Below are 12,867 nucleotides of genomic sequence, written 5' to 3' on the forward strand. Positions count from 1 at the left end.
TTAAAACCTCCATCAACCCGGCAAGCCGGTCAGGGAGCCACCTCTCGGTCCGAAACAGCGGAAGTGCACGCAGATGGCGCCTCATTATCTCACTGGAAAACTGGCGCCTCAGTAGCTGCGCAATCTGCTCATTATTATGTCTTCTATGTCCAACCATTTTCGTGACCGCAATCGGTTCGGTCACCAAACCGGAAAGACTTGCAGTTTGTTCCTGGACAGCTGAGCTCTTCTGTCAGGTCCATCATGCTAAGTGCTCGTCGTCCTGTTCTGAGGTTGGCCATCCGTGTTTTCGCCGAATTGCACCCGACGACGGGCGCCGATATTGGAGCACGACCGGGGCGGGTCGCACCAAGAATGGTGACATGGGCGGCGCCGCCAACATCCAGAAGGCGCCGGCGCGGGCAGCAGCCGCCACTCGCAGAACCAGGTAATCCTATTGGCCGCGAAGCAAGCTCTCGAAAGCTTCCTCGAACAGCCTGGCCATCTCGGCATAGCCGTCGTCGGACGGATGCAGGCCGTCGCCGCAATCGAAGGCGGCGAGCAGCCTCGACGGGTTGGCGGGATCGGCCAGCGCGCGCTCGAAATCGACGACGGCATCGGCTTCGCCCGATGTCCTGATCCAGGCGTTCACCGCCTCGCGGTCGCGCTCCTTGGTCGGAGAGTAGAAAGTTCTGAGCGGCTGGCCTTCGAAGGCGCCACCGAAGGGCGGCAGCGTGCCAAGCAGCACCTTGATGCCGTTGAGGCGGGCGCGTGCGATCAATTGCCGGTAAGCCGCGATCAGGCTTTCGACGGCGACGGCCTCCTGAGGGCCGGCAAGCATGGTTTCCGGCCAGCCGATGTCGTTGATGCCTTCCAGCACCGAGACCCACCGGACGTTGGGAAAACCCAGAACGTCGCGGTCGAAGCGGGCGAGCGCGTTGGCGCCGCGGGCGCGGCTGGCAAGCACGCGGTTGCCGCCGATCCCCTGGTTGAGGACGCCGATGCCTGACAGCCGGCCGCTTTTCGCAAACCGCTCCGCCAGCCGGTCCGGCCAGCGCGCATTGCCGTCGACGGTCGAGCCGAAGCCGTCGGTGATGGAATCGCCGAGACAAACCAGAGAGCCACTGTCCGGCCCGCTCTCGACCAGCACGGCGCTGAGGAAATAGCGGCTGGTCGAGGTCTGCTGCACCGGCAGTTCGGCTGCGTCGGCGAAGTCGCCGATTTCGGAGATGTAGGCGGTCTGCTGCGCCTCGTAGTGATAGGTCTCGATCGGCGCGAAATCGGGGAAATAGAGGCTGATCGCGATCTGCCCGAGATCGGCAACCAATAGGTCCACAACATCGCCGAGCAGCGGCGCGCCGGGCGCCAGTTCGGTCTGCCGTTCGCCGCCGAACGTCACCTGCCGGATGCTGCCGGCGTCGACCTCGCCGTCTTTCGCGGCAAGCGCGACGGTCGCGGCGCCGATCCGAATCGGCGAGCCGCCATATTCATTGGACAGCCTCAATCGCAACCTCTCACCGCCGGTGCTGACGCGCACGACTTGGCGTACCGTCTGCTGGTGGAAGCCATAGAGCACGGCGTCTCCCGGCCAGACGTTCATCGGGCTTGCGCTCCAGGTTCCGATCCAGTGCTTCATTCTCTCCATCCCTTCGGTTTCGACGCGCGGCCCTCCGCCAGACAGATAGTCGCGTGTTGCGGCGCGAGCTACCGGTTGCGCTTTCCGCGACACATAGATTTTTGACTCCGAATGCAACGCGCCGGAGGTCGAGCATGTTGTAGCGCAGTCGTAATCGCGGCCTCGGCTTTCACTAGCGGAATCAAAAAAGTACTAACACCCGCCCCGGAACGTGGTGGCTGGCCGGATAGCGCGCGCCTAGCCTGATCAGATCGTCCGGGGAGGAAACGTTCCGGGGATGTTTGGGGCTGAGTGCCCCGCCGGGCGGGCTTGGTGGAAAGCTCTACCGGCAAAGATTCCAACCATTTCAGGGAGCGAGACATGGGTTGCGAGACCAAGAGCTTAACATTGAACCGCCGGGCGCTTTTGCAGGGCGCGGCAGCCACTGCCGGCGGCCTGTTGCTGGCGGGCGGCGAGCGCGCCGCGGCGCAAGGCACGACCTCCAAGGTTGTGGCTTGGGAGACCGGCTATCTCGGCTTCTTCTTCTTCGTCGTGCTGCAGGAGGCGCTGAAGCGCAAGGTCGAAGGCCTCGGCCTGGAATTCGTCGGCAAGGACGCCAATGGCGATGCCAACGCGCAGGTCAACGACTGGAACAGCCTGCTCTTGCAGAAGCCGCGCTACCTCATTTCCGACGCGCTGGATTCGGAGCTGCTCATCCCACTGAGCAAGAAGGCGAAGTCGCTCGGCGTGCCGCTCGGCATGGTCGACACCGTGCTTACCGGCGGAGAAGTAGCCGCTTCGGTGACCTTCGACAACAAGCAGTCGGGCGTCATGGCGGCGGAGAAGACCGCCGAGCTGCTCACCAAGAAGCACGGCTCGCCGAAGGGCAGCGTGCTCAACAATTACGGCTCGCTGACCGCCGTGGCGCTGCGCGATCGCAAAGACGGTTTCGAGGACACGCTTAAGAGCAAATATCCCGACATCGAGATCATCTCGCGGCCGCAGAACAACCAGCATGAGCAGGCGCTCGCCGTGGTCTCGGCGACGCTGCGCGAGCGGCCGGACCTCGACGCCATCCACATGCCGACCGACATCTTCGTCGTTGATGCCCGCAAGGCACTCGAAACGCAGAAACGGCTGTTTCCGGTCGGCCATGAGAAGCACATCATCCTGACCAGCATCGATGCCTCGCCGAATGCGCTGGAATGGGTGAAGGCCGGCGAGATCGACGCCGACATCGCACAGGACCCGATCGCCTATGTCGAGATCGTCGTCGACCTGTTGGAAGAGTACACGCTGAAGGGCAAGCCGGTTCCGACCGGACCTTACGAAAACAAGAAGTATTTTTGGGAGAAGGGCACGATCGCCGACAGCCCGTCCGGCCCGCTGCTCACCATCCCGCCCTACTTCCTCACCAAGGAAAATGCCGACGACCCGCGCCACTGGGCCAATGTCGTGACCCAGGTGTGGAAGATGCAGCAGAACGCCGGCTGAGATCGCAGCCGACGAGGCGGGTGAGAACGCGCCCATCGCGTTCTCACCTCATTTCGAGATTGCCGGTTATCCCAATGGTCAACGCCGACGGCACAATCGTGCCCGATAGCCTTGCGCAGGACGGTGCCAACGCTGTTCTGACCGTCGACAATGTCTTCAAGCGCTTCGGCCCGCTTGCGGTGTTGGACGGCGTCTCGCTGAGCGTGTCGCGGGGCGCGATCCATGGCCTGCTCGGCAAGAACGGCGCTGGCAAATCGACGCTGTCCAACATCATCGCCGGGCTGTTGCGTCTCGACAGTGGCACCATCCTGTTGAATGGGGAGGACGTGTCGGCTCTGCCGTTGACGGCGCGCAAGAAGCGCGGGCTCCACCTTCTGTCGCAGCATTCGGAGATCTTCGAAGACCTCTCGATCGGCGAAAATCTTCTGCTGCCGGATGTGCCGAGACGCTACGGCTTGACCGACTGGCCCGCGCTCCGCCGCCGGGCGGTGCGCCAGCTCGAAAGCCACGGCATGCCGGTCGATCCGAGGCGGCGCGCCGGCGACCTCGGCGCCAGCGACAGGCGAAGGCTCGCCATCATCAAGGCGGTCGCGGCCGAAGCCTCGCTGATCATCCTCGACGAGCCGACCGCAGGCCTTGCGGCGGCCGAGCGGCTGCATCTGCTGGAATGGGTCGAGAGCCTCACCCAACGCGGCACGTCTTTCATCTACATCTCGCACCACAACGACGAGGTGCGCCAGCTCTGTTCGGAATACACGGTGCTGCGCGACGGCAAGGTGACCGCCAGCGGCAAAGCGGCGGAGCTTTCGGCCGAGGCCATGGCGCGCGTCATCACCGGCGCCGACGTCGCCGAATTCCACCGCGCCCGCAAGGATCATGGCGCGGCCATCGAGCTCAGCGGGCTATCCTTTTCCGGCGGCGGCCCGGTCGATCTTGCGATCGGCCACGGCGAGATCGTCGGCCTCGTCGGCCTGCTCGGCGAAGGGCCGCAGGAATTGATGCGGGCGCTGGGCGGCCTGCTGCCCATCGAGGCCGGTGCCGTCCTGATCGATGGCCGGGAAGCGCGTCTCGGCTCGCCGGGGCAGAGCCTCGGCTCGGGCATTGCCTACCTCACCCATGACCGCATCGGCGAAGGCCTGGTCGGCTCGATGTCGGTGACCGAGAACCTCAACCTCGGCAATTGGCCGCTATCGCTCGGCTGGCTGGTGAGCGGCGCCGGCATGAACCGCCGCATGCGCGAGGCGCGCGGCGCCATGGAGATCGTCATGGGCAGCGGCGCCCAGGAGATCGGCGAGTTGTCTGGCGGCAACCAGCAGAAGGTGCTGCTTGGCCGGCTGCTGGAACGCAAGCCGAGATTGCTTCTGCTCGACGAACCGACCGTCGGCGTCGATGTCGCCGCCAAGGAGCAGATCCACCGCCTGATCGACGATGCGACGAAGAAGGGCGTTAGCGTGCTTCTGCTCGCGCAGGACCCGGAAGAGATGCAGCGCCTCGTCGACCGCGTGGTGATCTTCTCCAAGGGTCGGATCGCGCGAATGCTGCGCGGCGCCGAGATCACCATCGATGCAATCGCCGAAGCGAGAGCGGCGCGATGACAGGGGCAGTATCGGACATGACCAGCAAGAAATTCCTTCTCAACAATGTGGTCTGGATCCTGATCATCGTGTTCAGCATCCTCGCCGGCTTCCTCAATCCCTTCTTCCTTTCGGAAGGCAATCTGCAGAACGTGCTGGTGCAGGCGACCACGCTGGGCGTGCTGGTGCTGGCGGTCTCCTTCACGCTTCTGATCGGCGAGATCGATCTCTCGGTGGTCGGCAATCTGGTCTTCTCGAGCATGGTCGGCGCCTATGCCATGCAGCAGTTCGGCGTCCACTGGACGCTGGCCGTGCTCATCACCATCGTTGCCGGGGTGCTCGTCGGTCTGCTCAACGGCTACTTCGTCGCCTATTTGCGCATGAATTCGCTGATCGCGACGCTGGCCATGGGGCTTTTTCTGCAAGGCGCGGTGCTCGGCGCCACCCAGGCCCGCACCATGGTGGTGACCGATGAAGGCTACAGCTACATTGGCAGCGCCACCATCGGCAGCTGGCCGGTAATGCCGATCGCCCTCTTCGTCGCCTATCTCCTGGCGCATGTCGTGCTTGCTTATTCGGCCTGGGGTCGCAACCTCTATGCCACCGGCGGCAACCGCCGGGCGGCGAATGCCGCAGGCATCAACGTCAAGCGCGCGAGGCTTGGCGCCTTCAGCGCTTCCGGCTTCCTCGCTGGAGTGGCCGGCTTCCTCTACACCTCCTATCTCGGCGGCGTCAGCGTGACCGTCGGCAGCACGACGCTGCTCTATGCCGTGGCAGCACCCGTCATCGGCGGCGTTTCGCTGTTCGGCGGCCGCGGCCGCGTCATCGGCATGCTCGGCGGCACGCTGCTCATCACCGTCATCCAGACCGGCCTGCAGCTCATCAACGTCTCGGCCTACTACATTCAGATGATCGGCGGCGCGATGATCCTGCTTGCGATCGCCGTCGATGCCTTCCGCATAAGGAGCGAGGAACGCGGCGTCGTTTGAGGCGCCGCTCAGCGCCGTGGAGGCTCAGAATAGTCAAAAAAGTACCAATGGAGTGACGCGAACATGGTGGCGAAGATCTTGTCGGCTCGGTAGCTTGGCTGACATGAGGCCGAAACCGGACGGCGCGTCGTAGAGGGGACGCGCCTTGGCTTCAATACGGGAGGAGCAGCGATGAAACCCGATCTTGAAGTTGTGCAGATCAGGCCGGGCGAGTCTTTCACTGCCTGGTCGCACGGTTACCCGTTCCGCACGGTGCGCTGGCATTTCCATCCGGAATACGAACTGCATCTCATCGTCGCCACCCGCGGCCGCTATTTCGTCGGCGACTTCATCGGCGAGTTCGAGCCGGGCAATCTGGTGCTGACCGGCCCCAACCTGCCGCACAACTGGGTGAGCGATGTGCCGAAGGACGCGACGGTGCCGCTGCGCTGCCGCATCATCCAGTTCAATGAAGGCTTTATCGACGGCGCCATCAATACCTTCCCCGAGCTCGCGGCGCTGACGCCGGTGCTCGAAGCCTCGCGCCGCGGCGTGCTGTTCAGCCGCCAGACCAGCAAGCAGCTTGGCCCGCTGATGGAAGAGATCATGAATTCGCAAGGCGTGCGCCGCATCGAGCTGTTCATGATGATAATGGGTCTGCTCAGCCGCGCCGAAGGCGCGCGCATGCTGGCCAGCGCGAGCTACCTGCCCGATCCGTCGGGGTATATGTCGGCCGGCATCAACAAGGCGCTTGCCTATCTGCGCGAGAACCTGACCCAGCCCTTCAGCGAGACGGACCTAGCCGCCATCGCCGGCCAGTCGCCCAGTGTGTTCTCCCGCTCCTTCCGCCAGCACACCGGTATGACGCTGGTTCAGTATGTGAAGCGGCTGCGCATCAACCTGGCCTGCCAGATGCTGATGAGCGACGAGCAGGCTTCGATCACCAGCATCTGCTTCGAGGTCGGCTACAACACCCTTTCCAACTTCAACCGGCAGTTTCTCGCCGAAAAGGGCATGACGCCCTCGCATTTCCGGCGGCTGACACTGCACAACATCAACCTTGCGAAAGCGGCCTAGCCAGCCGGCACGACAAGCAGCGGCGTCGAATTGGCATGGGCAAACGTGCGCGGCAAGGTAAAGCTTTGCCTGCGCCGCTAGCCGAAACGGCAACACCGATAGGGAACGAAGGTGACATCACCGTCCGCGACCTTGTCATCCTGCCGCAAAGCAATGACCTATAGCAACCGAACGGATCGGGCGAAGGATCTGAAGTCATGAGCAGTCATTTCATCGGCATCGATATCGGCACCGGCAGTGCCCGCGCGGGCGTCTTCGACGAAGCGGGCGCCATGCTTGCGTCCGCCAAGGCCGACATCGCCACCTGGCATGCCGAAGGCCATATCGTCGAGCAATCGAGTAAAGACATCTGGCGCGCCGTTGCTACGACCGTCCGCGAGGCGGTGTCGCTTGCCGGCATCTCGGCGCAGTCGGTGCATGGCATCGGCTTCGACGCCACCTGCTCGCTTGTCGTTCTAGGGCCGGGTGGCGAGCCGCTGACGGTCAGCCCGTCAGGGGATCCCGAGCGCAACATCATCGTCTGGATGGACCACCGCGCCACCGAGCAGGCGCGTAGGATCAACGGCACCGGCGAGGACGTGCTGCGCTATGTCGGCGGCACAATCTCGCCCGAGATGGAAACCCCGAAGCTCTTATGGCTCGCCGAGAACATGCCGCGGACCTTCGCCGCGGCATGGCAGTTCATGGATCTCGCCGATTTCCTCACCTGGCGCGCCACCGGCAGCCTGGCGCGCTCGACCTGCACGGTGACTTGCAAATGGACCTATCTCGCGCACGAGGCACGCTGGGATGATGGCTATTTTCGCAAGGTCGGGCTCGGCGCGCTCGCGGATGAGGAATTTGCCCGGATCGGCACCGAGGTCGTGGCGCCGGGGAGCGCGCTGCCCAACGGCTTGAGGAGCAAGGCGGCGGCCGAGCTTGGCCTTTTGCCCGGAACGCCGGTCGCCGCCGGCATGATCGATGCGCATGCCGGCGGCATCGGCTCGGTCGGCGCGCGCGGCGGCGCCGGCGATGTGACCACGCGCATGGCCTATGTCTTCGGCACTTCGGCCTGCACCATGACGACGACCGAGCAGGCGGCTTTCGTGCCGGGCGTGTGGGGGCCCTATTTCTCCGCGATGGTGCCGGGGCTGTGGCTGAACGAAGGCGGCCAGTCGGCCGCGGGCGCCGCCATCGATCGCCTGGTCGGCATGCACCCCGCCGCCGTCGAGCTGGCCGGGATCGCGGCGCGAGGCGGCCAGAACCTCAGCCAGTGGCTGGCGCAGGAGGCGGAGCGGCATGGCGGTGCGGCGAAGGCGGACAGACTGGTCGGCGGCTTGCATGTCGTTCCCGAATTTCTAGGCAATCGTGCCCCCTTGGCCAATCCCGACGCGCGCGGACTGGTCGCCGGCTTGGACATGGCGACCGGGGCCGACAGTCTCGTCGCGTTCTATGTCGCCGGCCTCTGCGGCCTCGGCTATGGCGCCCGCCAGATCCTGGCCGCCATGCATGGCCGCGGCATCAACATCGATACGATCGCCATCAGCGGCGGCGCAGGGCAGAGCCCGCTCGTGCGGCAGCTTATCGCCGACTCCACCGGCAAGGTGGTCTACGCGCCAACGTCCCCCGAGCCGGTGCTGCTCGGCTCAGCGATGCTCGGCGCGGTGGCCGCCGGGCGCCACTCCGACCTTCGCGCGGCCATGGCGGCGATGTCGGAGGTGGGCGAGGTCTATTCGCCGAACGCCGCGCTCGCTGCCTGCCACGACAGGCGCTTTGCCGCGTTCGAACGCCTGCAGGCTGCTGCGCTGTCAGTTTTGGCTGTGTGAGATATCCAGCCGTCGCCCGCCAACATTCACCGTCACTTGCCCTCTTGGGCCGGAACCATCGCCGGGCGGAGGGGTTGTGTCGTCAGACTTCGATACATGGAAGGAAAGACGATGCGGACATTGATGATGATGCTCGCTCTTTCGATCCTTGCCCTGGCGCAGCCGGTCTCGGCTCAACACGCCGATCCGCAACCGCCCCAGGTTCTGCCCCCGGCTGAACAACCTCGGCTCGACCAGGTGCAACCCGACCCGGGAAGTTCCGGCCAGACCGTTATCAACGTCGTGGTGGTGGCGATGGAGGACCTGCCCGCGGAGATCAAGGTCCAGGCCGAAGCCGTGGTCACCAGGACAACCGCCACGGACCTGGCCAGGCTGCAGAAATCGATCGATGCCTCGCCCGAGGCGGTATCGGTGCTGCATGCGAACGGGCTGAATTCCTCGCAGGTCGTCGCCGCCAACATCGATGGCGACGGCACGCTGACGCTGATCATCCAGACCACGACATGATCGGCGCCGCCGCGCGCCAAACAAAATGAGAGTCCGCGAAGAGGCCGCCATGGCCGAAACCGCAATTCGCAACTTCACGCTCAACTTCGGACCGCAGCACCCGTCGGCGCATGGTGTGCTCAGGCTGGTGCTGGAACTCGACGGCGAGATCGTCGACCGCGCCGATCCGCATATCGGCCTGCTCCACCGCGGCACCGAGAAGCTGATCGAATACAAGAACTATCTGCAGGCCCTGCCCTATTTCGACCGGCTCGACTATGTGGCGCCGATGAACCAGGAGCATGCCTTCTGCCTCGCCGCCGAGAAGCTGCTCGAAATATCGGTTCCCCGGCGCGGACAGCTTATCCGCGTCCTGTTTTGCGAGATCGGCCGGCTGTTGTCGCACCTGCTCAACGTCACCACGCAGGCGATGGATATTGGCGCGCTGACGCCGCCGTTCTGGGGCTTCGCCGAGCGGGAGAAGCTGATGGTCTTTTATGAGCGCGCGTCGGGCGCGCGCATGCATGCCAACTATTTCAGGGTCGGCGGCGTGCATCAGGATCTGCCGGGAGAGTTGCTCGACGACATCTGGAATTTCTGTGATCCGTTCCTGGGAACTTTGAGCAATCTCGATGAACTCCTGACCGAAAACCGTATCTTCAAGCAGCGCAATGTCGACGTCGGCGTGATCGGACAGGACGATGCCTGGGCCTGGGGTTTCTCCGGCCCGATGGTGCGCGGCTCGGGCGCGGCCTGGGATTTGCGCAAGGCGCAACCCTATGAATGCTATCCCGAAATGGATTTCGACATTCCGGTCGGCAAGCACGGCGACTGCTACGACCGCTATCTCGTGCGCATGGAGGAGATGCGGCAGTCGGTTAGGATCATGAGGCAATGTCTGGAGAAGCTGCGCTTGCCCGACGGGCACGGCCCGGTCGCCGTACCGAACCAGAAGATCACGCCGCCGCCGCGCGCCACCATGAAGCGTTCCATGGAGGCGACGATCCACCATTTCAAGCTCTACACCGAAGGCCATCATGTGCCGCAGGGCGAGGTCTACGCCGCGGTGGAGGCGCCCAAAGGCGAATTCGGCGTCTATCTTGTCTCTGACGGCAGCAATGTTCCGTACCGCTGCAAGATACGTGCGCCGTCTTTCGCCCACCTTCAGGCGATGGACTTCCTGTCGCGCGGGCACATGATCGCCGATGTCGCGGCCATCATCGGATCGCTGGATATCGTGTTCGGAGAGATCGATCGCTGAGTGGAGGTGCGGCGCGGGCAGCCCTAAGAGCAAATTCCAGACACAGTCCCAAACTTCGCGCGGGGAATTGCATCAACAGCAGAATGAGCGAAAGCAAAAAGATAGAGCGGTTCGACGTTCTCGCAAAACGGTGAATCGCTCTAGCTACCGACGGCTGGGGACAACTCCCCTCCGTCTCCGATAAGGATTGAACTTGCCGCGGTTCTTCGAACCGCGGCAGTCGTCTTAGTGCATGAACACCGATCTCAGCCAGGCAAGAATGCCCGAGCCTGGAGAGATGGCCGCGCGAACGCGGGACGCCGCCCAGCGTGCCGGCAGATTGGCGCCGACATGGCAATGGCAGACGACCTCGTGCAGTTGCCAGTCGCTGAGTTCGAAGAAGCGCTTTGCTTCGCCGTAGGTGTCGTCCTTCAGGCCCTGAGCACGAAAGATCGGGTCTTCGAAGGCGACGGTAATCGGCGATCCGGTGGAACGCATCTTTTCGCGCACGTCGGGTGTGGCGTATTCGGTGCCCGCAAGCGCCATAAGGCGCCGGCCGGGATCCTGCTCGAGAAGTTGCGCCCAGCGTTCGAGGCGTTGGCCACGACTGGCGATGAGAACCGCTGCTTCAGCATGAACGTCGGCAACGGCATTGAGTTGGTCTACGGTTTGGTGCTTCAAGGCCGCCTCCTATGTCGGCAGATGATCACCCGCCCCGCAAACGGAACTAAGGCGCTGCATGGCGCCGGCAAGGGCGAAATGGGCGACGGGAAATCATTTGATCGTCATTCGTGTTCGCCCCCGCCGAAACGCGGCGGGATCGCTGTGGAACCATCCCCGGTCGAGGCCGTTCTGCCATGCGTCAGCCGCCGGTGATCAGGTGTCGATGAAGCGTCGGATGAGGCGGCTCTACCCATCATGTTCAAGTCGGGCAGATACCGGTTGCCCAAACCGCATCTCGCGGACTGCTCCGCCAGCGCAACGAGGGAACCACCTTATGGCTATTCTCCCCACTCCCGACCCGACGCCAACGCCGGTCCCCACGCCGCCGCCGTTTCCCGACCCAAAGCCGATGCGCGAACCGGATCCGGAGAGGCTGCCGGACGAGGAACCCGTTCCCAATCCGGATGAGAATGACGTGCCTCCCAAGCACTCGGGTGCGCTCGGTGCAGGGGCTACGAAGCCATATCGGTGCAGGATCGATGAGGCCGCCATCGGGCGCTCGACTGATTCGCGACACGTCGGCCGGTCGCGCCGCCTCGCATTGTAAAGCGGAACGATCTAAAGCACCAAGCCGGCGTCTATTCAAACCGCGCCGGCGTCCAGGCTCCTCCAGCCGCGTTCGACTCCACTGCCGCCGCCACGAACTTCACACCACGAGCGCCGTCGACGACGTCCGGCACCTGCGCCGCGCGCGCAACATCGACCGCAGTGCCCGCTCGATGCGCGCGGATGATGTCGGCGGCATCACGGTAGAAATTGGCGAAGGCCTCGATATAGCCCTCGGGATGCGCTGCAGGCATGCGCGAGACGCGCCGGGCTTCCGCCGTCGAGCCGTGGCCGCCGCGCACCAGCGTGCGGGCCTCCTCGCCATACGGCGCGAAGCGCAGTTCCTCCGGCCGCGTGCCCGACCATTCGAGCCCGGCCCGGTCGCCATAGATGCGCACCGAGAGATCGTTGTAGTGGCCGGGCGAAGTCTGGCTGGCGAGGATGGTGCCGCGCGCCCCGCCGGTCCAGCGCACCAGGACATGCGCGTTGTCGTCGAGGCGACGACCTGGCACGGCGGTGAAAAGGTCCGCCGATACGGCGTCAGCCTCGAAGCCGGAGATGAAGCTCGCCAGGTTGAAGGCGTGCACGCCGGTGTCGGCAAGCACCGCCGATTGCCCGGCGCGCGCAGGGTCGGTGCGCCATTCGGCCTGCTTCTGGCCTTTCGCGTCGATCGGCTGCGTCAGCCAGTCCTGGATGTAAGCGCCGTGCACCGACACGATGCGGCCGAGTTCGCCCGCTGCCACCATTTCGCGCGCCTGCCGCGCCATGGCGTAACCGGTGTTGTTCAATGTGACGAGGAAGCGGCGCTTCTTCGCCTTGGTGAGCGCCACCAACGCCTCAGCTTCGGCAAGCGTCGTCGACAGCGGCTTGTCGCAGATGACGTCGATGCCGGCTTCCAGGAAAGCAGTGGCGATCGGCGCATGCAGATGGTTGGGCGTGACGATGACTACCGCCTCGATGCCGTCCGTCCGCGCCGCTTCGGCCTTTGCCATCGCATGGTAGTCGGCATAGCTGCGCTCCGGCGCGATGCCGATCTCGGCGGCCGATGCCGCGGCGTTTTCGGCATCCGAGGACAGCGCACCCGCCACCAGCGCGATCTGGTCGTCGAGCCGCATGGCCAACCGATGAACCGCGCCGATGAAGGCGTTGCGACCGCCGCCGACCATGCCGACCGTCAGGCGTTTGCGTAGGGTTCCGTCAGCGGTTGCGTAGACCATGGCTCGAGTCCTCCCGGATGCCTCCAGCGCAGGGACTATAGGAGGCGCCTCGCCAATTTCGAACAGCTTTTCCAAATTTTGTTTTGTAAAATGATCGTGCCGCACTAGCCTTATGCGAGACCGGTGGAGGAGGGTTCGAATGG

10 protein-coding genes are annotated in these 12,867 nt (G+C 64.3%); 7 read left to right on the forward strand and 3 right to left on the reverse strand.

Annotated features, from left to right (window positions below; all coding sequences use genetic code 11):
* Nucleotides 1–433 precede the first annotated feature (433 nt).
* Nucleotides 434–1,615: an SGNH/GDSL hydrolase family protein gene (locus P9254_RS07925; protein WP_278053097.1), complete on the reverse strand. Its 1,182-nt coding sequence runs from the start codon at nt 1,613–1,615 to the stop codon at nt 434–436.
* Nucleotides 1,616–1,975: 360 nt separating this feature from the next.
* On the opposite strand from P9254_RS07925, the gene P9254_RS07930 reads away from it, so the two are divergent.
* From P9254_RS07930 to P9254_RS07960, 7 genes are all read left to right on the forward strand, one after another.
* The gene (locus tag P9254_RS07930; RefSeq protein ID WP_067318782.1) at nt 1,976–3,088 is read left to right on the forward strand and encodes a sugar ABC transporter substrate-binding protein; all 1,113 of its coding nucleotides are present in this window, start codon (nt 1,976–1,978) and stop codon (nt 3,086–3,088) included.
* 74 nt (nt 3,089–3,162) lie between these two features.
* A complete protein-coding gene (locus P9254_RS07935) occupies nt 3,163–4,683 on the forward strand; it encodes a sugar ABC transporter ATP-binding protein (protein ID WP_278053100.1) in 1,521 nt (506 codons plus the stop codon).
* Between the two features lie 17 nt (nt 4,684–4,700).
* Nucleotides 4,701–5,651, forward strand: coding sequence for an ABC transporter permease (locus tag P9254_RS07940; protein WP_278053102.1), 951 nt, complete (start codon nt 4,701–4,703; stop codon nt 5,649–5,651).
* A 171-nt stretch (nt 5,652–5,822) separates the two neighbouring features.
* The gene (locus tag P9254_RS07945) at nt 5,823–6,707 is read left to right on the forward strand and encodes a helix-turn-helix domain-containing protein (protein WP_067003926.1); all 885 of its coding nucleotides are present in this window, start codon (nt 5,823–5,825) and stop codon (nt 6,705–6,707) included.
* A 197-nt stretch (nt 6,708–6,904) separates the two neighbouring features.
* Complete coding sequence (locus P9254_RS07950; protein ID WP_278053103.1) at nt 6,905–8,512, forward strand: FGGY-family carbohydrate kinase; 1,608 nt, start codon at nt 6,905–6,907, stop codon at nt 8,510–8,512.
* Between the two features lie 111 nt (nt 8,513–8,623).
* A complete protein-coding gene (locus tag P9254_RS07955) occupies nt 8,624–9,019 on the forward strand; it encodes a hypothetical protein (RefSeq protein ID WP_278053105.1) in 396 nt (131 codons plus the stop codon).
* 49 nt (nt 9,020–9,068) lie between these two features.
* Nucleotides 9,069–10,259, forward strand: a complete 1,191-nt coding sequence (locus P9254_RS07960; protein WP_278053106.1) for an NADH-quinone oxidoreductase subunit D — start codon at nt 9,069–9,071, stop codon at nt 10,257–10,259.
* Nucleotides 10,260–10,484: 225 nt separating this feature from the next.
* On the opposite strand, the gene P9254_RS07965 is transcribed toward P9254_RS07960, so the two are convergent.
* Both P9254_RS07965 and P9254_RS07970 read right to left on the reverse strand, forming a co-directional pair.
* Nucleotides 10,485–10,919, reverse strand: a complete 435-nt coding sequence (locus P9254_RS07965) for a hypothetical protein (RefSeq protein WP_067003930.1) — start codon at nt 10,917–10,919, stop codon at nt 10,485–10,487.
* A 620-nt stretch (nt 10,920–11,539) separates the two neighbouring features.
* Nucleotides 11,540–12,724 carry a Gfo/Idh/MocA family protein gene (locus P9254_RS07970; protein ID WP_278053107.1) on the reverse strand — a complete coding sequence of 395 codons (1,185 nt, stop codon included), beginning with the start codon at nt 12,722–12,724 and terminating at the stop codon, nt 11,540–11,542.
* Nucleotides 12,725–12,867: the final 143 nt, after the last annotated feature.

The sequence above is a fragment of the Mesorhizobium sp. WSM4983 genome (genome assembly GCF_029625765.1).
Classification (GTDB): Bacteria; Pseudomonadota; Alphaproteobacteria; order Rhizobiales; family Rhizobiaceae; genus Mesorhizobium.

Coding starts and splice junctions, on each gene's coding strand:
- P9254_RS07925 (WP_278053097.1), bottom strand. CDS start 1,615: ATGAAGCACTGGATCGGAACCTGGAGCGCAAGCCCGATGAACGTCTGG.
- P9254_RS07930 (WP_067318782.1), top strand. CDS start 1,976: ATGGGTTGCGAGACCAAGAGCTTAACATTGAACCGCCGGGCGCTTTTG.
- P9254_RS07935 (WP_278053100.1), top strand. CDS start 3,163: ATGGTCAACGCCGACGGCACAATCGTGCCCGATAGCCTTGCGCAGGAC.
- P9254_RS07940 (WP_278053102.1), top strand. CDS start 4,701: ATGACCAGCAAGAAATTCCTTCTCAACAATGTGGTCTGGATCCTGATC.
- P9254_RS07945 (WP_067003926.1), top strand. CDS start 5,823: ATGAAACCCGATCTTGAAGTTGTGCAGATCAGGCCGGGCGAGTCTTTC.
- P9254_RS07950 (WP_278053103.1), top strand. CDS start 6,905: ATGAGCAGTCATTTCATCGGCATCGATATCGGCACCGGCAGTGCCCGC.
- P9254_RS07955 (WP_278053105.1), top strand. CDS start 8,624: ATGCGGACATTGATGATGATGCTCGCTCTTTCGATCCTTGCCCTGGCG.
- P9254_RS07960 (WP_278053106.1), top strand. CDS start 9,069: ATGGCCGAAACCGCAATTCGCAACTTCACGCTCAACTTCGGACCGCAG.
- P9254_RS07970 (WP_278053107.1), bottom strand. CDS start 12,724: ATGGTCTACGCAACCGCTGACGGAACCCTACGCAAACGCCTGACGGTC.